Annotated in this window: 23 protein-coding genes; 6 read left to right on the forward strand and 17 right to left on the reverse strand. The window is 67.3% G+C overall.

Translation table 11 applies throughout. The features are described 5' to 3' along the window. Positions 1-31: 31 nt before the first annotated feature. Positions 32-1,777, forward strand: a complete 1,746-nt coding sequence (locus tag ACFPPA_RS01090; RefSeq protein WP_377316418.1) for a sensor domain-containing diguanylate cyclase — start codon at positions 32-34, stop codon at positions 1,775-1,777. A 114-nt stretch (positions 1,778-1,891) separates the two neighbouring features. Here ACFPPA_RS01090 and aceA read toward each other — a convergent pair whose 3' ends face one another. After that, positions 1,892-3,187, reverse strand: a complete 1,296-nt coding sequence (aceA, locus tag ACFPPA_RS01095; protein WP_377316420.1) for an isocitrate lyase — start codon at positions 3,185-3,187, stop codon at positions 1,892-1,894. Between the two features lie 36 nt (positions 3,188-3,223). Then, complete coding sequence (aceB, locus tag ACFPPA_RS01100) at positions 3,224-4,819, reverse strand: malate synthase A (protein ID WP_377316422.1); 1,596 nt, start codon at positions 4,817-4,819, stop codon at positions 3,224-3,226. A gap of 123 nt (positions 4,820-4,942) precedes the next feature. On the opposite strand from aceB, the gene ACFPPA_RS01105 reads away from it, so the two are divergent. Then, a complete protein-coding gene (locus ACFPPA_RS01105) occupies positions 4,943-5,983 on the forward strand; it encodes a LysR family transcriptional regulator (protein ID WP_377316424.1) in 1,041 nt (346 codons plus the stop codon). Between the two features lie 111 nt (positions 5,984-6,094). Here the strand turns inward: ACFPPA_RS01105 and ACFPPA_RS01110 are convergent, their stop codons facing one another. From ACFPPA_RS01110 to ACFPPA_RS01140, 7 genes are all read right to left on the reverse strand, one after another. Then, positions 6,095-6,691 carry a 1-acyl-sn-glycerol-3-phosphate acyltransferase gene (locus ACFPPA_RS01110; RefSeq protein ID WP_377316426.1) on the reverse strand — a complete coding sequence of 199 codons (597 nt, stop codon included), beginning with the start codon at positions 6,689-6,691 and terminating at the stop codon, positions 6,095-6,097. Next, positions 6,688-7,110, reverse strand: coding sequence for an alternative ribosome rescue aminoacyl-tRNA hydrolase ArfB (arfB, locus tag ACFPPA_RS01115; protein WP_377316428.1), 423 nt, complete (start codon positions 7,108-7,110; stop codon positions 6,688-6,690). The genes ACFPPA_RS01110 and arfB overlap by 4 nt, the downstream gene beginning before the upstream one ends. A 31-nt stretch (positions 7,111-7,141) precedes the next feature. After that, complete coding sequence (locus ACFPPA_RS01120; protein WP_377316430.1) at positions 7,142-7,864, reverse strand: pseudouridine synthase; 723 nt, start codon at positions 7,862-7,864, stop codon at positions 7,142-7,144. A 132-nt stretch (positions 7,865-7,996) separates the two neighbouring features. Continuing rightward, complete coding sequence (gene ubiB, locus ACFPPA_RS01125) at positions 7,997-9,646, reverse strand: ubiquinone biosynthesis regulatory protein kinase UbiB (protein WP_377316432.1); 1,650 nt, start codon at positions 9,644-9,646, stop codon at positions 7,997-7,999. Continuing rightward, positions 9,643-10,293: a ubiquinone biosynthesis accessory factor UbiJ gene (locus ACFPPA_RS01130; RefSeq protein ID WP_377316434.1), complete on the reverse strand. Its 651-nt coding sequence runs from the start codon at positions 10,291-10,293 to the stop codon at positions 9,643-9,645. Before ACFPPA_RS01130 ends, ubiB begins: the two co-directional genes overlap by 4 nt. A gap of 27 nt (positions 10,294-10,320) precedes the next feature. Next, on the reverse strand, positions 10,321-10,791 hold the full coding sequence (gene trmL, locus ACFPPA_RS01135; protein ID WP_377316436.1) for a tRNA (uridine(34)/cytosine(34)/5-carboxymethylaminomethyluridine(34)-2'-O)-methyltransferase TrmL: 471 nt from the start codon (positions 10,789-10,791) through the stop codon (positions 10,321-10,323). Between the two features lie 41 nt (positions 10,792-10,832). Beyond that, positions 10,833-11,036, reverse strand: coding sequence for a hypothetical protein (locus tag ACFPPA_RS01140; protein WP_377316438.1), 204 nt, complete (start codon positions 11,034-11,036; stop codon positions 10,833-10,835). Positions 11,037-11,306: 270 nt separating this feature from the next. On the opposite strand from ACFPPA_RS01140, the gene ACFPPA_RS01145 reads away from it, so the two are divergent. From ACFPPA_RS01145 to ACFPPA_RS01155, 3 genes are all read left to right on the forward strand, one after another. After that, the gene (locus ACFPPA_RS01145) at positions 11,307-14,228 is read left to right on the forward strand and encodes a M16 family metallopeptidase (RefSeq protein ID WP_377316440.1); all 2,922 of its coding nucleotides are present in this window, start codon (positions 11,307-11,309) and stop codon (positions 14,226-14,228) included. 141 nt (positions 14,229-14,369) lie between these two features. Continuing rightward, positions 14,370-14,774: a DUF4156 domain-containing protein gene (locus ACFPPA_RS01150; protein WP_377316442.1), complete on the forward strand. Its 405-nt coding sequence runs from the start codon at positions 14,370-14,372 to the stop codon at positions 14,772-14,774. A gap of 206 nt (positions 14,775-14,980) precedes the next feature. Beyond that, a complete protein-coding gene (locus ACFPPA_RS01155; protein ID WP_377316444.1) occupies positions 14,981-15,685 on the forward strand; it encodes a DUF1003 domain-containing protein in 705 nt (234 codons plus the stop codon). Positions 15,686-15,701: 16 nt separating this feature from the next. On the opposite strand, the gene ACFPPA_RS01160 is transcribed toward ACFPPA_RS01155, so the two are convergent. From ACFPPA_RS01160 to ACFPPA_RS01195, 8 genes are read right to left on the reverse strand one after another with little or no spacing between them, the layout of a single operon-like run. Continuing rightward, complete coding sequence (locus ACFPPA_RS01160; protein WP_377316446.1) at positions 15,702-16,253, reverse strand: lipocalin family protein; 552 nt, start codon at positions 16,251-16,253, stop codon at positions 15,702-15,704. A gap of 23 nt (positions 16,254-16,276) precedes the next feature. Further along, complete coding sequence (locus ACFPPA_RS01165; RefSeq protein ID WP_377316448.1) at positions 16,277-17,359, reverse strand: SAM-dependent methyltransferase; 1,083 nt, start codon at positions 17,357-17,359, stop codon at positions 16,277-16,279. Then, entirely contained in the window at positions 17,356-18,138 is a 783-nt protein-coding gene (locus ACFPPA_RS01170) for a DUF1295 domain-containing protein (protein WP_377316450.1), read from the reverse strand. Before ACFPPA_RS01170 ends, ACFPPA_RS01165 begins: the two co-directional genes overlap by 4 nt. Next, entirely contained in the window at positions 18,135-18,689 is a 555-nt protein-coding gene (locus ACFPPA_RS01175) for a DUF2878 domain-containing protein (RefSeq protein ID WP_377316452.1), read from the reverse strand. Before ACFPPA_RS01175 ends, ACFPPA_RS01170 begins: the two co-directional genes overlap by 4 nt. After that, a complete protein-coding gene (locus ACFPPA_RS01180; RefSeq protein WP_377316454.1) occupies positions 18,686-19,972 on the reverse strand; it encodes a class I SAM-dependent methyltransferase in 1,287 nt (428 codons plus the stop codon). Before ACFPPA_RS01180 ends, ACFPPA_RS01175 begins: the two co-directional genes overlap by 4 nt. Next, positions 19,969-20,796 (reverse strand): DUF1365 domain-containing protein, encoded by an 828-nt coding sequence (locus ACFPPA_RS01185; protein WP_377316456.1) that lies wholly within the window; start codon positions 20,794-20,796, stop codon positions 19,969-19,971. Before ACFPPA_RS01185 ends, ACFPPA_RS01180 begins: the two co-directional genes overlap by 4 nt. After that, a complete protein-coding gene (locus ACFPPA_RS01190) occupies positions 20,793-22,091 on the reverse strand; it encodes an NAD(P)/FAD-dependent oxidoreductase (protein ID WP_377316458.1) in 1,299 nt (432 codons plus the stop codon). The genes ACFPPA_RS01185 and ACFPPA_RS01190 overlap by 4 nt, the downstream gene beginning before the upstream one ends. A gap of 3 nt (positions 22,092-22,094) precedes the next feature. Continuing rightward, complete coding sequence (locus tag ACFPPA_RS01195) at positions 22,095-23,102, reverse strand: acyl-CoA desaturase (protein WP_377316460.1); 1,008 nt, start codon at positions 23,100-23,102, stop codon at positions 22,095-22,097. Between the two features lie 162 nt (positions 23,103-23,264). On the opposite strand from ACFPPA_RS01195, the gene ACFPPA_RS01200 reads away from it, so the two are divergent. Further along, positions 23,265-23,753 (forward strand): TspO/MBR family protein, encoded by a 489-nt coding sequence (locus ACFPPA_RS01200; RefSeq protein ID WP_377316462.1) that lies wholly within the window; start codon positions 23,265-23,267, stop codon positions 23,751-23,753. The last annotated feature ends 113 nt before the right edge of the window (positions 23,754-23,866 follow it).

Here is a 23,866-nt window from a genome sequence, read left to right on the forward strand (position 1 = left end):
TCTCCTTGCAGCAGGGCTTGTCGCACTTGTCATGGGCAACGTTCACGCAGCGATTCCGGACCCAGTCACTCCGGCGGGTTGGTTTACCCGGGCTGAAAAAGAAAAATTGACTGAGTACCCACATTTTTTGGGTACCCTGAAGCAACTGCATGAAGATGAAGGCCTGCTTTCGCCGATGCAGCAATGGCATCTGCGCTATCTGGAGGCTTGGCGGGCAGCCTATTCCGGGAATCTCGCCGTGGCCACGCCGCTCCTGCACAACGTCATTGACCATGCGGGCGAATCAGCTCTGGTGACCCGGGCATCGGCCCTGTTGATCAATGTTCTGTCGCGCGACCACCACTATGAAGAGGCCTACGAGCTGGCCAATACGTTGATGGTCGATCTGCCGCGGGCAACTGACAGCAACGCTCGTGCCGAGGCTTTGCGCGCGATCGTGCAGATGCTTGACCTGGCGGGAGAGTCCGATCGAGCCTTGAAGTACGCGCGACAGCTGAACCCTGGAGAGGCATCTCCCGAAAATCGATGCGCGAATTATTCATATAAAATCAATGCGACAAGCTACGTCACCACGCTTTCCTCGCAAGATCCCGGACTTCGTCGGGCGATTGCCATATGTCTTGCCGACAAGCAGACGGTGTACGCCGACACGCTGCGTCTCAGTCGCGCGGATTTACTGAATGAAGAGGGGCACGCGGATCAGGCGGTTGCCCTGCTGAAAAGGATCGAGCCGGGTATATTGCGAACCGGGTTCCAGCCGCATATTGCAGGGCTCCACGTCAGCCTCGCGCAGGCCTATGTGAACCTGGGCAAAGACGCCGAAGCAAGGCAGTCGGCGCTGGCCGCAGTGGCAGCAAGCGACCCGAAGAGTTTCACCTGGCCGCTGCAGACGGCTTACGAACTGCTTTACCAAATCGAGAAACGTGCCGGTCATGACCGGGCAGCGCTGGCCTATTACGAGAAGTACGTTCGCCAGGACAAGGCCGCGATGGACGACATCAAGACGCGCGCGCTGGCCTACCAGATGGTCCGGCAGCAGGTTGTGGACAAGAAACTCAAGCTGGAGGCGCTGGACAAGCAGAACAGGATTCTCGAGTTACGTCAGGCGCTGGCGGGCAAGGCGCAGGAAACCAGCCGGCTGTATATCGTGCTGCTGGCGCTGGTGGTCGTCGTCATCGGCCTATGGACGTTCCGCCTCAAGCATTCCCAGTTGCGCTTCCGGAAGATGGCGCGTCATGACGGCTTGACCGGGGTATTCAATCGTCAGCACTTCTTGAACGAAGCCGCGCGGATACTGCAACGTCTGCACCAGGCCGATGCGGGTGCCTGCCTGGTCGCGCTGGATCTGGATCACTTCAAGCGGATCAACGATACCTACGGCCATGCGGCCGGCGACGAAGCCTTGCGACGCGTGGTTGAAATCTGCCGGCGGGAGCTGCGCGACTCCGACCTGTTCGGTCGCCTTGGAGGCGAAGAATTCGGCATCCTGATGCCGGCTTGTACATGCGAACAGGGCATCGAGATTGCCACCCGGATTCGCCGCAACCTCGCCGCCGCCCTGCTGAAGCTCGATCCCGAAACCACCGTGGTGGTCTCCGCCAGCCTGGGTCTGGCGCACAGTGCCGTCTCCGGCTATGCGTTCCATCAACTGTTCGCCGATGCCGACGCCGCGCTGTATCGCGCCAAGCACGATGGCCGCAACCGGCTGGTGGTGGATGCCGGCGGGGACACGCCGGTCGTGGTGAATGCCGACATGCCGGACACCGCCAGCGCCTGATCTTTCGTTGATCACACCCGGCTGGATGTGCTTACGCAATGAGGTGCGCGAAGCTCTTCGCTGGTCGGCCGAAGAGTTTCGCGCACCGGGTATTGCTGTGCGCGTGCCGCGCGGTTACGCCGCCGAGGTCTGCTTGAACTGTGCCTCCTCGGTCGAGCCGGTCAGCGCGGTGGTCGATGACTGGCCCTGCTGGATCGCCTGGGTCACCTGATCGAAGTAGCCGGTGCCGACCTCACGCTGATGCTTCACCGCGGTGAAGCCGCGATCGGCGGCGGCGAATTCCTTTTCCTGCAACTCGACGAAGGCGCTCATCTGGCGGCGGGCGTAGCCATGGGCCAGGTCGAACATGCCGTAGTTGAGGCTGTGGAAGCCGGCCAGCGTGATGAACTGGAACTTGTAGCCCATTGCGGCCAGCTCGATCTGGAATTTCGCGATGGTGGCGTCGTCCAGATTCTTCTTCCAGTTGAAACTGGGCGAGCAGTTGTAGGCCAGCATCTTGCCGGGATGCTTCGCGTGGATCGCCTCGGCGAACTTGCGTGCATCCTCGAGGTTCGGTTTGCTGGTCTCGCACCAGATCAGGTCGGCGTACGGCGCATAGGCAAGGCCGCGGCTGATCGCCTGGTCGAGGCCCGGGCGCACCCGGAAGAACCCCTCCACCGTGCGCTCGCCGGTGGTGAATGCCTTGTCGACGTCGTCGATGTCCGAAGTGAGCAGGTCGGCGGCATCGGCATCGGTGCGCGCGATCAGCAGGGTCGGCACGCCGGCGACGTCGGCGGCCAGGCGCGCCGCGTTCAACTTGTCGATCGCCTCGCGGGTCGGCACCAGCACCTTGCCGCCCATGTGGCCGCACTTCTTGGCCGCGGCCAGCTGATCCTCGAAATGCACGCCGGCGGCGCCGGCCTCGATCATCGCCTTCATCAGCTCGAACGCATTCAGCACGCCGCCGAAGCCGGCTTCGGCGTCGGCCACGATCGGCACCAGCCAGTCGGTCTCGTCATTGCCCTCGGCGTGATGCAGCTGGTCGGCGCGCAGCAGGGTGTTGTTGATCTTCTTGACCACCAGCGGCACCGAGTTGGCCGGGTACAGCGACTGGTCCGGGTACATCTCGCCGGCGACGTTGGCGTCGGCGGCCACCTGCCAGCCGGACAGGTAGATCGCCTGCAGGCCGGCCTTGACCTGCTGCATGGCCTGGTTGCCGGTGAGCGCGCCCAGCGCATTGACGAAGTCCTCCTTGTGCAGCGATTTCCACAGCCGCTCGGCACCGCGACGGGCCAGCGAGTGCTCGATCGCCACGGTGCCGCGCAGGCGCACCACGTCCTCGGCGGAGTAGTTGCGCTGGATGCCGGACCAGCGTGCGTTGTTTTTCCAGTCCAGCGTGATCTGTTCGGCGGTGGGCAAGTGGTTCTTCATGACGGTTTCCAGATGAGAAGGGAATGCGGCGCGCACTCAGGCGAGCTGGTCGTAGGCGGGCAGGGTGAGGAAGTCGCTCAGCGTGTCGGCGTGGGTCAGTGCCGACAGCAGTGCGGCGGCGGCGTCGGCGCGCGCGGCGCCGGGGTGTTCGCTGTCGCGCAGGAGGTGGGTGTGGGCGGCGAGTGCCTGGTCGAACAGGGCGAAGTCGATCGGCGCATGATCGGAAAACTCCAGGCCGCCGTGATGCAGCCACTGCCACAGCTGCGCCCGCGCGATTTCGGCGGTGGCGGCATCCTCCATCAGATGATGGATCGGCACGCAGCCCAGGCCATCCAGCCAGGCGGCGGTATAGCGCAGGCACACCTCGACGTTGTTGTCGAAGCCGGCGCGACTGATCGTACCGCTGGGCGCGGCCAGCAACTGCTCGCGGGAAACGCTGACATCCTGGCGCAGCATGCTGAGCTGGTTCGGCGTGGGCATGTACTGGTCGAAGATCTCCTGTGCCACCGCCACCAGGGCCGGGTGCGCGACCCAGGTGCCGTCGTGGCCGGCCTGCACTTCGCGCAGCTTGTCGGCGCGGACCTTGGCCATGGCCGCTTCGTTCGCCGCCGGGTCGCCCTTGATCGGGATCTGCGCGGCCATGCCGCCCATCGCGAATGCGCCGCGGCGGTGGCAGGTCTGGATCAGCAGCTCGGAATAGGCCTTCAGGAACGGCGCGGTCATGCCGACCTGGGCGCGCTCGGGCAGCAGCCGGTCGCGGTGGCCGCGCAGGGTTTTCAGGTAGGAGAAGATGTAGTCCCAGCGACCGCAGTTGAGGCCGACGACGCGGCCGCGCAGGGCGTGCAGGATCTCGTCCATCTGGAACGCCGCCGGCAGCGTCTCGATCAGCACGGTGGCTTTCATCGTGCCGACCGGCAGTTGCAGATCGTCTTCGGCAGCGGCCATCACCTCGTCCCACAGACTCGCCTCTTCCATCGCCTCCAGCTTGGGCAGGTAGAAGTACGGACCGCGCTGGCGGCCGTGCAGGGCGCGCGCGTTGTGGAACACGAACAGGCCGAAGTCGACCAGCGCGCCGGACATCGGCTCACCATCCACGCTGAAGTGCTTGTCGTTGAGATGCCAGCCGCGCGGTCGCACCACCAGCACCGCCGGGTTGTCGCCGACGCGGTAGCTCTTGCCCTCCGCCGACTGGAACTCGAGCGTGCCGGCAACCGCGTCACGCAGGTTGATCTGGCCATCGAGCTGGTTGGCGAACGTGGGCGACGAGGAGTCCTCGAAGTCGGCCATGAACACCTTGGCGCCCGAGTTCAGCGCGTTGATGATCATCTTGCGCTCGACCGGGCCGGTGATCTCGACGCGGCGATCCTGCAACGCAGCCGGGATCGCGGCGACCTGCCAGTCCGATGTCCGGATGGCCGCCGTGTCGGCGCGGAAATCGGGCAGGCCACCGGCGTCGTAGCCGGCCTGGCGCTGGCGCCGGGCCTGCAACAGCTGTTGCCGCGTGGCATCGAAGCGACGGTGCAACTGGGCCAGGAAACCCAGCGCAGCCGGCGTCAGGATGCCTTCATGGCCGCTGCTGTCGGCGTGGATCTCCAGTGCGCCGATATCGAGTCGTTCCCGGGGTACTGCCATGACTGCGCTCCGCCTTCGTTGGAGGCTCCAAGCTAGGCCTGAGAACGCTGTTTGACAAAGTGAATGTTTCAATCAGTATTATGAGCATGTCCAATACTCTAGATAACTTATTGACCAGGAACGATGAAAAAGCCCGTTGATGCGCTGAACGCGGTGAAAGTCGCGCGTCGAACCGCCCCGAAGAAGCCGGGCGGCGGCGCGCCGACGAGCGAAAGCGGCGGCCGCTACTACTACAAGGGCAACCGTCACAAGCAGCTGCGGGCCTTTGTCAGCGTGGTGAAGCTGGGGACGCTGACCCGCGCCGCGGAGGCCTTGTACCTGTCGCAGCCCACGATCAGCCTGCAGCTGCAGGCGCTGGAGCGGGAGCTCGGCGTCAGCCTGATGGACCGTCGGCGCCGCCGCATCAATCTCACCGACGCCGGCGAGGCGCTGTATGAGCTGGCGCGGCCGCTGATCGAAGGCTGGGAGACGCTGGATCGCGATTTCCAGGCGCGGGTGAAGGGATTGCAGGGCGGCAAGCTGACCATCGCCGCCGGGACCTCGACCATCCAGTACCTGCTGCCCGAGCTGGTGCGCCGTTATCGCGAGCGCTTTCCTGCCGTGCAGCTGCAGCTGGCCAATGTCACCGGCAAGGACGGGCTGGCGCTGCTGCGTGCCGATGAGGCCGACTTCGCGGTCGGCTCGATGCTGGACGTGCCGAACGACATCGCCTGGGCGCCGGTGAACCACTACGACCCGATGCTGATCATGCCGCCGGATCATCCCCTGGCGACGAAGGAAAAGATCACGCTGGAGGACCTGTCGCCGTACGGACTGATCCTGCCGCCGCAGCGATTGTCCACCTACCGGCTGGTCGACCTGGTGTTCCAGCAGCGCCAGGTGCCGTACCACGTGGCGATCGAGGTGGGCGGCTGGGACGTGATCAAGGAATACGTGGCGATGGGCATGGGCATCTCGATTGTCACCGGGATCTGCATCACCGCGGCCGACGGCGAACGCCTGGCCGTGCGCAACATGAAGCAGTATTTCCCGCAGCGCAGTTACGGCGTGGTGATGCGCAAGGGCAAGTTCCTCAGCGCCGAGGCGCGCGCATTCATCGACCTGATCCGGCCCGGCCTGCTGACCCATCGCGACTACGACGAATCCGGCCATTCGCAGCGCTGAGTCCGAGAATGGTTCGCCAGGGCCCGCGGGAGCGACTTCAGTCGCGATGCGCGGGTCTTGGGGAAGTCCAGAGCAGGAACATCTCGACTGAAGTCGCTCCCACCAGTGTTCCTACACGTTGCGGTGCTTGCCCCGGAAGCGTTCGTAGAACGTGCGCAGCCGCAGCATGTCCGCGGCCATGTCGTCGCTGGTGTGGAACAGCGGACCGATCACGATGGTCCGGTCCGGATAGTTGAAGCTGGCCGTCACGATCGGCACGCCGGCATCGTGGGCGATGCGCCAGAAGCCGCTCTTCCAGCGTTGCACCGGCTTGCGCGTGCCTTCGGGCGCGATCCCCAGCCAGAATGCGTCGCGCTGCTGGTACTGGTCGATCATCTGCTCGACCAGGCCGCGCGCCGCGCCCCGGTCGATCGGTATGCCGCCGAGCCGACGCAGCAGGCCGCCGAGCGGACCCATGAACAGTTCCTGCTTGCCCATGAACTTTACGTCGGCGCCGATGCCCACCTTCATCAGCAGCCCCCAGATGCCGTCCCACCACGAGGAATGCGGCGCGGCGATCAGCACGGCCCGGGCCACGTCGGGAAATTCGCCGACCAGGCTCCAGCCACACAGGCGCAGGACGCCGCGGCAGGCCCGGCGCCGCCAGCCGTCGCGCAGATGCGGCATCGATCCGGGCAGTTGTTCGGGGGTGGGGAGATATCCCTTCATTCCAGATCCGGTTTGCGTGAGCGGGTTTGCTTGATCTTGCCGCGTTGCTGCTTGCCGACCAGCCGGCGTTCCTTCGAGGCGCGCGTGGGTCGGGTGGCGACCCGCTTCTTCGGTGGCACCAGCACGCCGCGGATGATCTCGACCAGCCGTTCGCGCACGTCGTCGCGGTTGCGTGCCTGGTCGCGAAAGCGGCGTGCCTGGATCACCAGCACGCCGTCGCCGGTCAGCCGGCGATCGCGCCGCGCCAGCAGCCGCGCACGGATGTCGTCGGGCAACGAAGGCGAGTTGAGCACATCGAAACGCAGTTCCACCGCGCTCTCGGTCCGGTTCACATGCTGCCCGCCGGGGCCGTCCGCGCGCAGGAAGCGCTCGACCAGTTCGGATTCGGGCAGGGTGATGGTGCGGCTGATGATCAACATGGCGACAGTCTAACGGGGGCCTTGCCGCGCCTTATGCTGCGCTGCATCGGTCGGGGTAGGGTGGCTGCGGCCAGCCGAACCGCTCGAGCAGCGCGGTATAGGCCGTGTCGAGCGGCGCCTCGATCATCAGCGGCGCTCCGCTCAGCGGGTGCGTCAATCGCAGCCGCCAGGCGTGCAGCAGCATGCGGTGGCAGCCGAAGTACTGCTTGTACAGCCGGTTGTGATCGCCGCGGCCGTGCTGGCAGTCGCCGATCACCGGATGATGGACATGCGCCAGGTGCTTGCGGATCTGCCGGAAACGTCCGGTTTCCGGTTCGGCCAGCACCAGCGCGTAGCGTTGCTGCGGATAGCGGCCGAGTTCGATCGGCACCTCGATCGTGGCCAGCCGCCGGAAACCGGTGCGCGCCTCGCGCCGCGGACCGGTCTCGCGCGAGCCGGGCAGCGGGTAGTCGATCAGGCCCTCGGCCGGGTCGGGCCAGCCGCGGACCACCGCCAGGTACTGCTTGTGCACGTCGCGGCCCATGAACTGTTCGCCCAGCGCGGCAGCGATGTCCTTGCTGCGGGCGATCAGCAGCACGCCGCTGGTGGCGCGATCGAGCCGATGCGCCAGATACACGCTGTCGCCGATCTGCTCGCGCAGCCGGTCGATCAGGAATTCCTCCGCGTTGCCGACCATCTTCGAGCGGTGCACGGCCAGGCCCGCCGGCTTGTTCACCGCGATCAGCGCGTCGTCCTGGTAGAGAATTTCAAGCATGTGAGTTCGTCGGGATAGGTGCGGTTGCGACGGTGGGAGCGACTTCAGTCGCGATCGCTCTGGATGGGTGGTTGAGCAAAGGCGTCGCGACTGAAGTCGCTCCCACGGAAACTCCCATCGTGTCTGGGCGTTTCAGCGCGATCGGGGCCAGCCGACCAGGAACGCGAGCAACCCGGCCACGCCGGCGCAAAGCGACGGCCAGATGCCATGTTCCGGCGCGAGCGTCATCAGCAGGGCCGCACAAACCAGCAGCGCACCGCCCAGCAAACCGCAGGCGAGCAGCCGGTGCTGGCGGCGGGCGTTCTCCTGCAGCAGCGCGAGTGCTTGCGGGTCGCTGCGGCTGCGCTGCTCGCCGCGCGCGATCTGGCGCAGCGCGTCGCGTACCAGTTCGGGGAACTCCGGCGCGTTGTGCAACCACTCCGGCAGCCGCTTGCGCACATCGCGCAGCGTGCGCAGCGGGCTGTAGCGTTCGCGCAGGATGCGCTTGAGCACGGGATGCGCCACCGCCCAGATGTCGATCTCCGGGTCGAGCATGCGCCCCACGCCCTCGATGTTGAGCAGGGTCTTCTGCAGCAGGATCAGCTGCGGCTGCAGGGTCAGCTCGAAGCGCCGCGCGGTCTGGAACAGCTTGACCACCAGCTCGGCCAGCGAGATCTGCGACAGCGGCCGGGTGAAGTACGGTTCGCACACGGTGCGTACGGCCGCTTCCAGCTCGTCCAGCCGCACGTCGGCCGGCATCCAGCCCGCGGCGACGTGCAGCTGCGCGATGCGCGCGTAGTCGCGTTCGAACAGCGCGATGAAGTTCTGTGCCAGCCAGTACTGGTCGGCCTCGGGCAGCGAGCCCATGATGCCGAAGTCCAGCGCGATGAAGCGCGGCTCGTCCAGGCGCGCCGGGTCGACCCAGATGTTGCCGGGGTGGGCATCGGCGTGGAAGAAATTGTCGCGGAACACCTGCTCGTAGAACACCCGCACGCCCTTGGCGGCGAGTGCCTTGCGATCGAGGCCGGCGGCGTCGATCGCGGCGATGTCGTCGCTGCTGATGCCATGCACGCGCTCCAGCGTCAGCACGCGCTGCGCCGTCAGCTCCCAGTGGACCGCGGGCACGTACAGATCGACGCCGCTGGCGAAATTGCGCTTGAGCAGGCTGGCGCTGGCGCCTTCGCGCTGCAGGTCCAGCTCGTTCTCCAGCATCTTCTCGACTTCGGCGACCACGTCGAGCGGGCGGATCTTGTCGGCGTTCGGATGCCAGCGCTGGGCCAGCTCGCCGAGCGAATGCAGCAGCCGTACGTCGCGGGCGATCTGCCCGTCGATGCCCGGGCGCAGCACCTTCACCACCACCTCGCGACCGTCATGCAGGGTGGCGGCATGCACCTGGGCGATCGAGGCCGAGGCCAGCGGGGTTTCGTCGAAGTGAGCGTAAAGCCGGTCGGTCGATGCGTTCAGCTCGCGCTCGACGATGGCGCGCGCCTCGCTGCCAGGGAACGGGGTTACCTCATCCTGCAGCAGGCTCAGCGCCTCGGCGATGTCGAACGGGATCAGGTCGCGCCGGGTCGACAGCACCTGGCCCGCCTTGACGAAGATCGGGCCCAGTTCGGTCAGCGCCAGGCGCAGCCGTTCGCCGCGCGAAAGCTGCGCCACGTTGGCGCGGGGTCGCGCCAGCAAGGGCCGCAGCAGTTTCAGCGGGCGGTACAGATGGGTGGCGTCGACCAGTTCGTCGAGCCGCCAGGCCAGCAACACCGACGCGACCCGCAGCAGTCGCGGCACCACCTTCAGCGGCGTCACGCGGCGTTGCCCTGCAGGCGCCGGGCCAGTCGCTGCACGCGCGATTCCAGCCGCTCGCTGCGCTCGCGCACGCTGTCCACGCCATCGAGGAAGCCCTCGACCTCGCCCGGCGCCAGCGCGACGCGCGCTTCGTCGCGCAGCCAGTCGGCGCTGTCCTCGGTGAGATGCGCGGCGGTTTCCCGCGCATGCGCGAGGCCCTTGCGCACGGCCTTCGCCAGCGGCACGCCCAGCACGTCGCCGAACGTGCGGGCGAACGCCTCCTCGAAATCCGGAGCGAAGCGGCTGGCCAGCTTTTCCAGTCGACGGGCCAGTTCGGCATCGCCGGCGATCTCCACCTTGCCCGGGGCGATGCCGTCGTCGTCGCGGCGGAACATCATCGCCAGCAGGCTGCCCGGCGTGGCGGCCACGCGCAGCTGGCTACCCTCGAGCGGCGGCCCGACCTGCAGGCGACCCTCGTCGACGGTCACCGCCAGGGCGATTTCCGGTCCGCGCAGATGCAGTTGCACGCTGCGGCCGTTCAGTGCGGCCAGCCGCTGCTGCGTATCCGGATCGAGCGACAGGGTGTGGTTAAGCGCGGTTTGCAGGGCTCGGCCAGCGAGCTTGCGCAGCGGTTGCGGCAACCAGGAGTTGGGAGTGGCGGCGTTCATCCGGCGATTGTAGCCCGGCCGGCCCGCTCAGACCGCCGCGGCACCGGCGAAATCGAGCTGGCGCCAGGCCTCGTAGACCGCCACCGCGACCGTGTTCGACAGGTTCAGGCTGCGGCTGTCCGGGCACATCGGCAGGCGCAGGCGCTGCGCCGCGGGTATCGCTGCGAGGACGTCTTCGGGCAGGCCGGCGGTTTCGCAACCGAACAGCAGCGCGTCACCGTCGGCGAACCGCGCATCGACATGGGCGACCGTGCCGCGGGTGGTGAAGGCGAAGACGCGTGGCGTGCCGATCGCATCGAGGCAGCCGGCCAGGTCGTCGTGCACCGCCAGGCGGGCATATTCGTGGTAATCCAGTCCCGCGCGCCGCAGCCGGGCGTCGTCGAGTTCGAAACCGAGCGGACGGATCAGGTGCAGCGAGGCGCCGGTGTTCGCGCAAAGGCGAATCACGTTGCCGGTGTTCGGCGGGATCTCGGGACGGAACAGGATGACATGCAGCATCCGGCCATTATCGCGTGTCCGGGCAACGATGCGGCGGTTGCTCAGCCACCGGCCAGCGGACAGACCACGCCGTCCGGCGGCAGCGCGCAACTGCTGGGGGCGGCCAGCAGGATCGCCGCGACGCTGTTGCTGGCAGCGAAGTGCGCACCCGACGGCGTGGTCGTCAGCATGGCGCCGAGGATCAGGCCGCAAACCGTCACGCAGGCGAGGAACAGGCCACGCAACATCAATGCTTCGAATTTCATGATCGGGTCTCCATAGGGGTGAAGGGGGCTTCCGCTGCTCAATGGAGCAAGCGCTGTGCCAAGTCCCTGGTGCCCTGCAATCCGTTGATTCGATTATTTTTCCTGAAAGTCGCGCGCGACCGGACGCTGTCCGCGGACAGTTGCCCGTGGGCGAGCGGACAACCGGACACGCCGTCCGGAAGAGATGCCTGTCCCTGCCGCAAGTCATTTGCGGAGCCCGGGCCGGGCCGCTAGCCTGCCCGGACTCATCCGTGAAACAGGAGGTTCACCGTGACAAGGAAACCGCTCGCCCTGCTCGTTGCCGGTCTGCTGGCCCTGACCGGCGGCATGCCGCTGGCCCTCGCTTCTGCCGGGGCCACTGCCCATGCTCCCGCGACGCAACAGATCCCCGATCTCGCCTACAGCCGCTTCACCCTGCCGAACGGCCTGACCGTGGTGGTCAGCGAGGATCACAAGGCGCCCGTGGTCGCGGTGGCCATGTGGTATCACGTGGGTTCGGCACGCGAGCCGATCGGCAAGAGCGGCTATGCCCACGTCTTCGAGCATCTGATGTTCGAGCGCTCGGGCCACCACGACGGCAACTACTTCCAGCCGTTCGAGAAGGTCGGTGCCACCGGCATGAACGGCACCACGGCGAACGACCGCACCAATTATTTCGAGACCGTGCCGACCACCGCGCTGGACATGGCGCTGTGGATGGAGTCCGACCGCATGGGCTACCTGCTCGACGGCCTGCGCCAGGACGAGGTGAACCAGCAACGCGGTGTGGTGCAGAACGAGAAGCGGCAGGACGAGAACCAGCCCTATGGCTTGCGCGTTCAGGAGAATATCGAGGCCAACACCTATCCGCTGAACCATCCTTACCATCACGACACGATCGGCTCGATGAAGGATCTCAACGCCGCGTCGATCGACGATTTCAAGACCTGGTTCCGCACCTATTACGGTGCCGCCAACGCCACGCTGGTGATGGTCGGCGACATCACTCCGGCCGAGGCGCGGGCCAAGGCGCTCAAGTATTTCGGCGAGATTCCGGCCGGGCCGCCGGTAGCGCGACAGCAGCCGTGGGTCTTCCCGCGCGAGGCCTCCACCGAGGGCAGCATGAGCATGGACGTGCCCCAGGTGCACGTTTACCGCGAATGGAACACGCCGCAGAATGGCACGCCGGCGGATGGTTATCTGAGCCTCGCCGCCACCGTGCTGGGCAACGGCAAGGCCTCGCGGCTGTATCAGCGCCTGGTCTATCAGGACAAGCTGGCCGACGATGTGTCGGTAAGCCAGAACAGCGGTGAGCTGGCTTCCCAGTTCGAGCTGGAAGTGGACGTCAAGAAGGGTGTCGATACGGCCAAGGTGGACGCCGCGGTCGCTGATGTCTGGAAAGACTTCCTCGAGAACGGTCCGACTGCTGACGAACTGGAGCGGGCCAAGACCTCGTTCCGCGGGTACTACGTGCGCCGCATCGAAAAGGTGGGCGGCTTCGGCGGCAAGGCGACCCTGCTGGCTGCCTCGCAGGTGTATGAAGGCGATCCGGGCGCCTGGCGCAGGGATCTGGCGCAGATGATGGCGGCCACCCCGGCGCAAGTGCGCGATGCGGCGCGCAAGTGGCTCAGCCGCGGCGACTACACCCTGACGGTGTCGCCGCTGGCCAAGGGCGAGAAAGCCTCCACGGCCGATGTGGCGACCACCGGTGGCCTGGGCGATGCACCCGGCGCGCCCAAGCCGGTGATGCCGCCGAAGCAGGCCTGGCACACGGTCAAGAGCACGGTCGATCGCAGCACCGGCGTGCCCGACGTCACCGCTTTCCCCGACCTGAAGTTCCCGGTCCTGCAGCACGCGACTCTCGACAATGGCATCAAGGTGGTGCTGGCCGAGCGTCACGCTGTGCCGCTGGTGCAGATGCAGATGCTGTTCGACGCCGGCTACGCTGCCGACCAGGGTCGCAAACTGGGCACCTCCAGCTTCACCATGGCCATGCTCGACGAGGGAACGCAGGATCTCGATTCGATCCAGATCGCCAAGCAGCGCGAAAGGCTGGGCAGCTACATCATGAGCGGCTGCGGGCTTGACTACTGCGACGCCTCGTTGAACTCGCTGGAGGACAAGCTGGTGCCGTCGTTGAAGCTGTTTGCCGACATCGTGCGCCACCCGGCCTTCCGCGAAGGCGATATCTGGCGGCTGCGCGGCCAGTGGCTGGCCGGCATCGCCCAGGAGAAGTCGCAACCCATCAGCATGGCATTGCGCACCTTGCCGCCGTTGCTCTACGGCAAGGGCCACGCCTATGCCATCCCGTTTACCGGTACGGGCACCGAAGCGTCGATCAAATCGCTGACCGTCAGCGACATGCGCGACTTCGTGGGCGACTTCATCCGCCCGGACAACGCCACGCTGCTGGTGGCCGGCGATACCACGCTGGCGAAGATCGTGCCGCAGCTCAACGCGGTATTCGGTGACTGGAAGGCACCGGCGGGAAAGATTCCGCACAAGAATATCGCCAAGGTCGCTTACCCGGGCAAGGCGCGGGTGTACCTGGTGGATCGCCCGGGATCGTTGCAATCGGTGATTCTCGCCGGCGAAGTGGCGCCGTCGACTGAAGCGGAGAACAACCTCGAAATCGGCACGATGAACGGCGCGTTCGGCGGCACCTTCACCTCGCGCCTGAACATGAACCTGCGCGAGGACAAGCACTGGGCCTATGGCGCCTTCAGCTTCCTGCAGAACGCGCAAGGGCAGCGCCCGTTCATGCTCTACGCGCCGGTGCAGACCGACAAGACCGCGCCGTCGATCGAGGAGACCCTGAAGGAGGTCGATGGCGTGATCGGGCCGAAACCGCTGACCGCGGCCGAGATCCAGAAGATCAAGCACAACGACATCCGTGCGATGCCGGGCGAGTACCAGACCATCGGGGCAGTACTCGGCGCCATGCAGAACATCACGTTGTACAAGCGGCCGGACGACTATGTGCAGACGCTGAAGTCGCGTATCGAAGGGCAGAGCGACAAGGCGGTGCAGGCCGCGGCCGAAGAGGTGATCAGGCCGCAGCAGCTGACCTGGGTGATCGTGGGCGACCTCAGCAAGATCGAGGCGCCGATCCGCGCGCTGAAGCTCGGCGCCGTGCAGGTGCTCGATGCCGACGGCAAGCCGGTGGTGGCCCACCAGGCGATGCCCGCCGGGGCGGTGAACGCGTCGAAGTGAATTCGTGCGCGGGGTGGGCGAGTTCCGCCACCGCGCGTTTCGGATCCATTGGGGGACGGGTTGCCGTCGCCGCGTTAGGATGGAGGCCGGGTCGGCAACGGCCCGGCCTCTTTCATCCAAGTCACCGTCGTGGAGTCACCCATGCGCAAGACCCTGTTGTTGCTCGTCCCCGTGCTGCTGCTGAACGCCTGCAGCTGGGGCATCACCATGGACGAAGGCGCAAAGAACGTGCGTACCGCCTGGAGCGGCGACGTTTCCGGTTGCCGCCAGCTGGGCAAGGTCACCGTGTCGGTGATGGACCACGTCGGTCCGGTCGACCGCAACACCATCACCGTGCGCGACGAGCTGGAAGTGCTGGCGCGCAACCAGGCCGCCGAAATGCACGCCGACACGATCAAGCCGCTGGCCGAGCCGACCGACGGTTCGCAGCCATGGGGCGCCTACCAGTGCGGCACGGCCGGGCTGAAGCCCGGACAGCAGGCCAGGCCGGCAGCCACGACCTCGGCCGCCGGCAACGCGAAGACTTTCCCGATCAAGGGCGGCTGAGTCAGGCCGTTCCGGGTAGTCGAAAGGCGCCCGAGTGGCGCCTTTCGATTGCGTGATGTCGCGGATCGCATGGGGGGTCCGCCCCGCGTCCGGCTTGCGCAGGAACTGTCGTCACCGTCCGGCTGGTCGGCGCGCCGGCTTGTGGGGCACACTGAAGACAGCGGCGACGGCCTCGCCGGCGGATCCACGGTGAAGGATGGCGCGACATGGTTTCCAGCAAACTCCCCCAGCAGCATTGCGCGGTCTGCGGCAAGGCATTCTCGACTGCCCATCTGGTCGCGGCCGAGACGGTGCGCGAGGAGATCGCCGCCGAGATCCTCAAGGCGGTGCCGGACTGGGCGCCCGGCAAGTTCATCTGCCGCGCCTGCCTCACCGAATTCCGCGGACGCTACGTGCACGCCTTGCTGGCCTCGGAGAAGGGTGAGCTGTCGTCGCTGGAGACCCAGGTGCTGCGCAGCCTCAAGGAGCACGAGCTGCTGGCCACGGATGTGGACTCCGCGTTCGAGCAGCAGTGGACGTACGGCGAGCGGCTGGCCGACCGGATCGCCGCCTTCGGCGGCAGCTGGGCGTTCCTGAGCTGGTTCGCGGTCTTCCTGCTGCTGTGGGTGGGGATGAACTCGCTGACGCTGTGGATACGCCCGCTCGATCCGTACCCGTTCATCTTCCTCAACCTGATCCTGTCCTGCGTGGCGGCGATCCAGGCGCCGGTGATCATGATGAGCCAGAACCGGCAGGAGGCGAAGGACCGGGTGCGCTCCCAGCACGACTACCAGATCAACCTGAAAGCAGAGCTGGAGATCCGCCACCTGCACGAGAAGGTCGATCACCTGCTGTCGCACCAGTGGGATCGGCTGGTGGAGATCCAGGAGCTGCAGCTGCAGTTGCTGGCGGAGCTCGGCGCCAGGAAGTAAGGGCCGGGCGCCTGCTTCAGGGGGCGGCTTCGGGCCACGCCTGCGGCACCTTGCGGATCTTGTCCATCGGATAGCCCAGCGCCTTCACCTTCTCCATCAGCCGGTCGTAGTCGGCCGCCGGGACGCTGGGCGTGCGCGCCATGATCCAGGTGTAGTCGCGGGCATCGCGGGCGACGATCACCTGGCTGTAGTCCTCCTTCAGCCAGGCCACGATGTACTGCGCCTTGATCGGCCAGAACACCTGCACGCCCCAGACCGCGTTGCCGCTGTCCGGCTTCACGAAGCCGGTGGAGTGGATGCTCTTGACCGGCTGGTCGAACGAGCCGTCGCGGAAGTGGAACGAGGTGGCCACCTGGCCATCGGGTGTCAGGCTGTAGGTTTCCAGTGCGTTGTAGGCATGCTTCTCGAAGCGGGTGGGGATGGTGGCGATCACGTACCAGTCGCCCATGAAGCGCGGCAGGTCGACATGCGCCACCGGCTTGATCGGCGGCAGGGTGCCGGCGCAGGCACTGGTGGATGCCAGCAGCACGGCGCAGGCCAGCAGCGGAATGAGCTTGAGCAGGTTCATGGGTTCTCCGTGGATCGTCGGGGTCAGGGCCGCACGAAGCGGTAGTGCGCGACCAGCCATTCCTGGCCGTCGGCGTAGCCGAACAGCTCGGCGCAGGACATCCAGAACATGCGCCAGCGCTGGAACCACAACGGCGCCGATGGGCGGCCATAGGCCTTGGCCAGCACCTCCATCACGCGCTCGCGGTTCGCGTCCTGGTTGGCCAGCCACTGATTGGCGGTGCGCTGGTAATGCGTGCCGTCGACGTGCCAGCGCCGCTCGATGTTCAGCGCCGACTGGAACCACAGCAGGGTGTCGGACGCGGGCATCAGGCCGCCGGTGAAGAAGTGCCGGCCCATCCAGTTGTCGTCGCCGTCGGTCTCGAACGGATACATCGCCGTCCGGTGCGCGAAGATGTGCACGAACAGCTTGCCGCCGGGGCGCAGCCAGCCGGCGATGCGCCCGAGCAAGGTCGCGTAGTTGCGCATGTGCTCGAACATCTCGATCGACACGCAGCGGTCGAACCGCGCCGGCTCCAGCGCCAGCTGGTTCACGTCCTCGGTGATCACGCGCACGTTGAACAGGCCGCGCCGGCGGCACTGCGCCTCGATGTGTTCGCGCTGCTGGTTCGAGTTGGAGACCGCCTTGATCCGCGCGTTCGGATAGCGCTCGGCCATCCACAGGGTCAGCGAACCCCAGCCGCAGCCCAGCTCCAGGATCGTCTGGCCGTCGGCCAGTTCGGCGCGTTCGCCATACAGCGCCAGCATCGCGTTCTCGGCCTGCTCCAGCGATTCGTCGCCGCGCGGGTAATAGCAGCTGGAATATTTCAGCCGCCTGCCCAGGCACAGCTGGAAGAACGCCGGCGGCAGTTCGTAGTGCTGCGCATTGGCGGCGTCGGTGTGGATCGCCACCGGACTGTGCCTGAGCATCTCGATCCGCTCGGCAAAACGCGCGGCCTGCGCATCGAGGCCGCCGGCCTGTTCCTCGCGCAGGCGCTGCGCGCACAGCCGGCGGATGCCCTGGCGCAGCAGCGCATCGGGAAGGTGGCCGCGCTCGGCCATGCCCAGCAGTCCGGACGCAGGACGCTCCTGCGCCGGTTCGGTGCCGGCGTTCGCTGCAATGTTCATCGTGCGGTCCTCTTCGGAAACCATGGAATCAGCATCGGGGTGCTGCGCTGGTAGGCGCGGTAGTCCTCGCCGCGACTGCGCAGAGCCTGGGCTTCGGTGAACGGGATGCCGCTGATCCAGCGCAGGAACACATACATCACGACCGGACCGGACCAGGCCAGCCAGCCGATCGGCGAGCCGACGGCGAGGCAGACATAGGCGAACCAGTGCAGCCACTCGAAGAAATAGTTGGGATGGCGCGAGTAGCGCCACAGGCCGTCGCGGCAGGTGCGGCCGCGGTGGGCCGGATCGGCGCGGAAGCGGGCCAGCTGGGCATCGGCGATCGACTCGCCGCCTACGCCGAGCAGCCACATCGCGAGCGCGGCCGGCAACCACAGGCCGGACGTATCGGGATTGCGCGCCGCCGCCAGGAATGGCAGCGCGAACAGCACGATCAGCAGCGCCTGGAACTGGAAGAACGCGAAGAACTTCCACTGGTCGCCGCGCCAATGCGCGCGCAGGTTCTGGTAACGGCCGTCCTCCGGCTCGCCGCGCACGCGCTTCCACAGATGGACGGCCAGACGGATGCCCCAGGCACCCCCGAGCACGGCCAGCGCCAGTCGGGTGGGCCAGGCGCCGTCGCCGATCAGCGCCAGCACCACCGCGCTGCCGCCCACGCCGGCGGCCCACAGCACGTCGACGATGCCGGCGTTCCCACGAACGCGCTGCCATTGCCAGCCCAGCGTCATCATCGCTGCCGCCAACAGCCACACGGCAAGCAGTGACCACCACGGGTTCATGACGCGCGCTCCTGCAGCGGCAGCGGATTCAGCGTGGGCGTTCGCGACCCGGCCCGGGCCAGCCACGCCAGCAACGGCGTGGCGACACCCCAGCCGATCGCCAGCCACAGCAGGGCGTGCCAGGCCGGAGCCGCGAAGCTAACCACGTGCCAGCCGCGGGCGGCGCCCAGATAGGCCAGCGGGCCGCCGATCACTCCCAGCAGCGCGGCCAGCCCCGGGCGCGTCTGCAGGTACGTCAGCGACTGCGTAAAGGTCAGCGCGAAGGTGGCCCACAGCGCGAGAATCCAGACCGGCGCGAACGACGCCAGCGGCCACGCGGTGGCGTAGCGGGCCACGCCGAAATGGATCAGGCCGCCGTCGAGCAGGCTGCCGAGCAGCAGCGCCGCGGCCATCAGCTTCAGGTCGGTGACGCGCGACGGCGAACAGCTCAACTGCCACGCGGCATACAGCGCCAACCCCAGCAGGCCCGGCCACACCAGGTCGTGGCCCGCGCCGATCACGCAGGCGAACCAGACCAGCTGGTAACCGATCAGGCTGATCCAGAAGTTCATGCCGGCGATCCGCCAGTCGTCGGAATTTCGGGCAGCACGGCCGTGCGGCGGTGGCCGGGCCTGGCCAGCAGCAGATGCGCCACGCCGATCGAGCGCTCGCGGAAGCCGCCTTCGCAATAGGCCAGGTAGAACTCCCACATCCGGATGAAGCGCTCGTCGAAACCCTGCGCGCGCACCTGGGCCAGCTGCTGCATGAAGCGGCTGCGCCAGGCCTTCAGGGTCAGCGCATAGGAGTGGCCGAAATCCTCCAGCTGGGTCAGCGCCAGGTCGCTGGCGCGGGTCTTCGCCGCCAGCAGCGCATGGATCGACGGAATGAAGCTGCCGGGAAACACGTGGCGCTTGATGAAGTCGACCGACTTCAACGCCTGCGTGTAGCGGTGGTCCTCGATCGTGATCGCCTGCACCAGCGCCAGGCCGTCGGGCTTGAGCAGGGCGCCCAGCTGTTCGAAATAGACGTCCAGGTACGGCGCGCCGATCGCCTCGACCATCTCGATCGAGACCAGCTTGTCGTACTGCCCGCGCAGGTCGCGGTAATCCTCCAGCAGCAGGGTGACGCGGTCCTCGAGTCCGGCGGCCGCCACCCGTTCGCTGGCCAGCGCATGCTGCTCGTGCGAGATCGTGGTGGTGGTGACGTGGCAGCCGTAGTGCTGTGCCGCATGGAGGGCGAAACCGCCCCAGCCGGTGCCGATCTCGATCACGCGGTCGCTCGGTTGCAGCTCGAGCTTGCGGCAGATCCGCTCCAGCTTGCGGGTGGAGGCGGTCTCCAGCGTGTCGGCCGGATCGGTCCAGAGCGCCGAGGAGTACATCAGGTCGGGCGACAGGAACAGGCTGAAGAAATCGTTGCCCAGGTCGTAGTGCGCCGCGATGTTGCGCCGGCTGCCGTGGCGGGTATTGCGGCGCAGCGCGTGCCAGCTGCGCATCGCCATGCCGCCGAGCCGGGCCAGACCGCTCTCCATGCCGTCTAGCAGGTCGCGGTTGCGCACCAGCAACTGGATCAGCCCGACCAGGTGGTCGCAGCGCCAGTGGCCGTCCATGAACGACTCGCCCGCGCCCACGCTGCCGTTTTGGGCGATGGCGCGATAGAAGGCCGGGTCGAGCACCTGCAGATGGATCTGCAGGTCGCTCCCCGGCTCGCCCAGTTCGACCCGGCCGCAGGCGTCCTCGAGCAGCAGACGGCCATGGCGCAGGCCGGCCATCTGGCCGATCAGCTGCTGGCGCAGGAAGCGGTCGAAGCCGCCCAAGGCAGGCGTCTCGTAGTCGGCGGTGTCGACGATGTCGTTCATGGCGAACCTCGGTGCGTATGTTCTCGATCGGGGCGAGGGGAGCGAGGCGCGGGATGGTCGTGGACCGGGTTGCGCTTCAGCCACAGGCGCAGCGCCTGCCAGTGGATCGCGCCGACCACCTGGGCGGTCATCAGCGGGTAGCGCCACAGCACGCGGGCCAGCGCCGCGCCGGTCAGCGGCCGGCGCCGCAGGGTCAGCGTGGCGTCGAACGCGCGCCGGCCTTCGCGCTTCACGTCCATGTGCACGCGCAGGTCGTCGCCCGGCACGGTGAAGCGCCAGTCGTACTCGCAGTCCATCGGCATGAACGGCGAGACGTGGAAGGTCTTGGGAAACGTCCAGTGCAGCGCGCGGCCGTGGATCTGCGCGTGCTCGACCGGCAGCACGTAGGCGTGGCGCTCCTTCCACGGCGTGTTGGTGATCTCGGCCACGACCGCGACCAGGGCTTCGCCGTCTTCCGCAAAGCAGTAGTAGAAGCTGACCGGGTTGAACACCAGGCCGGCATAGCGCAGATGGGCCAGCAGCCGGATCGGTCCGGTGGGGCGCTGGCCGGTGGCCTGCTCGACGCGCCGGCGCACCGCCTCGGCCAGCGGCAGGTCGGTCGGGCCGAGGTAGTCGCGGCGACGGAATTGCGCGATGTTGCGGTGCTCGTTCGACCACAGCCAGCGCTGCCGGAACACCCGGTCGACTTCGTCCAGGTCCAGGTACAGCTGGGCCATGCGGTATTCGAACGCATGAGCATGCGGTGCATGCCGGCGATGGCGCACCACGCCCTCGTAGACGGCGCTGGCCAACTGCAGCTTCGCGGTGGCGGGCCGGACGGTCACGCCGCCAGCTCCTGCCGGTGCATGTCGATCGGCGCGAGGGGGCCGCCATGCAGCGGCCAGTGCACGCCCAGCGCGGCGGCGACTTCGACCGCGCTGCGCATGCCGTCCTCGTGGAAACCCCAGCCCCAGTACGCCCCGGCGAACCAGGTGCGCCGCCAGCCCTGGATCTCGGCCTTGCGCGTCTGCGCGCCGACCGCTGCCTGGGTATAGACCGGATGGTGGTAGCGCATGCGCGCCAGCACCTTGTCCGGGTCGATCGCGTCGCTGCGGTTCAGGCTGACCACGAACGGCTCGGGGGATTCGATCCCCTGCAGCAGGTTCATGCAGTAGCTGACCGTGCAGGCGGCGTCGCGATCGCGCGGCAGCCAGACGTTCCACGCGGCCCAGGCCTTGCGCTGCCGCGGCAATACCCTGGCGTCGGTGTGCAGCACGGTCTCGTTCGCCTGGTAGCTCATCGCGCCCAGGACGGAGTGCTCGCGCTCGTTCGCATCGGCCAGCAGCGCCAGTGCCTGGTCGCTGTGGCAGGCCAGCACGATCTGCTCGAAGTGTTCGAGGCCGGCGGCGCTGTCGAGCTCGACCCCGTCGGGGCCGCGGCGGATCGAGCGCACCGGGCAGTTCAGCCGCTCGTGCACCGACCAGTGCGCGCGCAAGGCCGCCACATAACTCGCCGAGCCGCCCTCCACCACGCGCCACTGCGGGCGGCCGCTGATCTGCAGCATCTGGTGGTTGGCCATGAACTGCACCAGGTAGCGCGCGGGGAACTGCAGGATCTGCGTGGCCGGCGACGACCACAGCGCCGAGGCCATCGGGATCAGGTGCTCGTCGCGGAACGCCGCGCCGTAGCCGTGCCGCTCCAGGTACTCGCCCAGGCTGGTCAGGTCGTCGCGCTGCAGCAACAGCGCCGGCGCCTCGCGATAGAAGCGCGCAAGGTCGCGCACCATGCCCAGGAAACGCGGCGACAGCAGGTTGCGGCGCTGGCAGAACAGCGTGTCCAGCGTGGCGGCGTTGTACTCCAGTCCGCTCGCTTCGCTGTGCACCGAGAAACTCATCGTGGTCGGCTGCGAGGCCACGCCGAGCTGCCCGAACAGGCGGGTCAGCAGCGGGTAGTGCGCCGGGTTGTGCACGATGAAGCCGCTGTCGATGCGATAGCGCCGGCCGGCCTGCTCCACGTCGTGGGTGTGGGTGTGTCCGCCGAAGTAGTCGTTCGCCTCGAACAGGGTCACCTCATGCTTGCGCGACAGCAGCCACGCCGAGGCCAGCCCGGCGATGCCCGATCCCACCACGGCAATCCGCATGACCTAGCTCCTCGCCTTCGTCAGCACCCAGGCCGGCACCGGCTTGAGCCCGCGCACCAGACCCAGCGCCGCCATCAGCTTCAGGCCGTACCAGGTCAGGTCGACCTCCCACCAGCGAAAGCCCTGGCGGCTGGAGCCGGGAAAGAAATGGTGGTTGTTGTGCCAGCCCTCGCCGAACGTGAGCAGGGCCAGCCACACGTTGTTGCGGCTATTGTCCTTGGTCTCGAAGCGGCGCCTGCCGTAGCGGTGCGCCAGCGAGTTGATCGTCACGGTGGCGTGGAACAGCACGATGGTGGAGACGAAGAAGCCCCAGACCAGCATCTGGCCGCCGCTGGTGCCCAGCTGCGGCGCCGCGTGCTGCAGCAGCACGCCCAGCCCGTACATGCCGACGGCCAGCAGCAGCGGGATCGCGATGTCGAAGCGGTCCAGCCAGCGCAGCTCCGGATACTTCGCCAGGTCCGGCACCCGCGCCAGGTCGGTGCGGAAGTTGCGCGGGGTCAGGAACCAGCCGACATGGCTCCACAGGAAGCCGTGGATGCCCGGCGAATGCGGGTCGGCCGGCGTGTCGGTCACCCGATGATGGCGGCGGTGATGCGCCGCCCACCACAGCGGCCCGCGCTGCACGCAGGAGGCACCGATCAGGGCGAACAGGAACTGCACCGCGCGCGAGGTCTGGAACGTGCGGTGGGAGAAATAGCGGTGGTAGAACCCGGTCAGCGCGAACATGCGCACGCCATACAGCACGGCCGCCACCCCCAGCGCCACCGGCGACACGCCGACCCAGATCACGCCGAGGCAGGCCAGGTGCATCGCCACGAACGGCGTTGCGCGCAGCCAGTCGATGCGGTCCTCGCGGCTCGCGTCGATCTCCCCCGTGGCGCTGGTGTCGAACCAGCGACGCACGCCGCGCACCAGCCAGGAACGCGACGGGCCGGCGCCACCGGCCACGCCCGTGGTCGAGGGGTCGACACGGCGGCGCGGCGCAATCAGGATCGGTTCGGGGGTAGCCATGGAAACATGCCTGTCAGCGGTTCAATGACAGATACGGGAGAAACGCTCCGCTGGATGCATGTGCCGGCAGCGGATGTCACGCCGGGCCACCGGCGTCCGCACGAACCCGTGGATCCGGAATGCCGCCGCTTGCGTAACCAACTGCATGACCGGGAGAAACGCATGCCAGGCATGAAGCAGATCGTTGGACTGATCGGCTGGCTGCTGCTGAGCTTCGCCGCCGCGGCGACCGGCGCGCTGGCCTCGGTGCAGGCCGCCAGCTTCTACCAGCAGCTGGTGCAACCCACGTGGGCGCCGCCCGCGTCGGTATTCGGCCCGGTGTGGTCGGCGCTGTACGCGATGATGGGCATCGCCGCCTGGCTGGTCTGGCGCGAAGGCGGCTGGCGCCGCCAGCGCAGCGCGCTCACCCTGTTCGTGCTCCAGCTGGCGATCAACGCGCTGTGGAGCTGGCTGTTCTTCGCCTGGCACCACGGCGCCCTGGCCTTCGCCGACATCGTCGTGCTGTGGCTGCTGATCGCAGCCACCCTGATCAGCTTCTGGCGCGTGCGCCCATTGGCAGGCGCGCTACTGCTGCCGTACCTGTGCTGGGTCAGCTTCGCCGCGGCGCTGAACTTCGCCGTGTGGCATCTGAATCCGGGGATCCTGGGGTGAGGTGTGTGGAGAACGGGGTTAGACTCACTTGCCGCGGCGTTCCGAGCGAACTGAATGAACCCGACCCCATTCCGAAAATGGGTGAGCTCGCCACCATTTTCGCCAGACGACCA

The sequence above is a fragment of the Rhodanobacter ginsengisoli genome, assembly GCF_042657065.1.
In the GTDB taxonomy this organism is placed as follows: Bacteria; Pseudomonadota; Gammaproteobacteria; order Xanthomonadales; family Rhodanobacteraceae; genus Rhodanobacter; species Rhodanobacter ginsengisoli.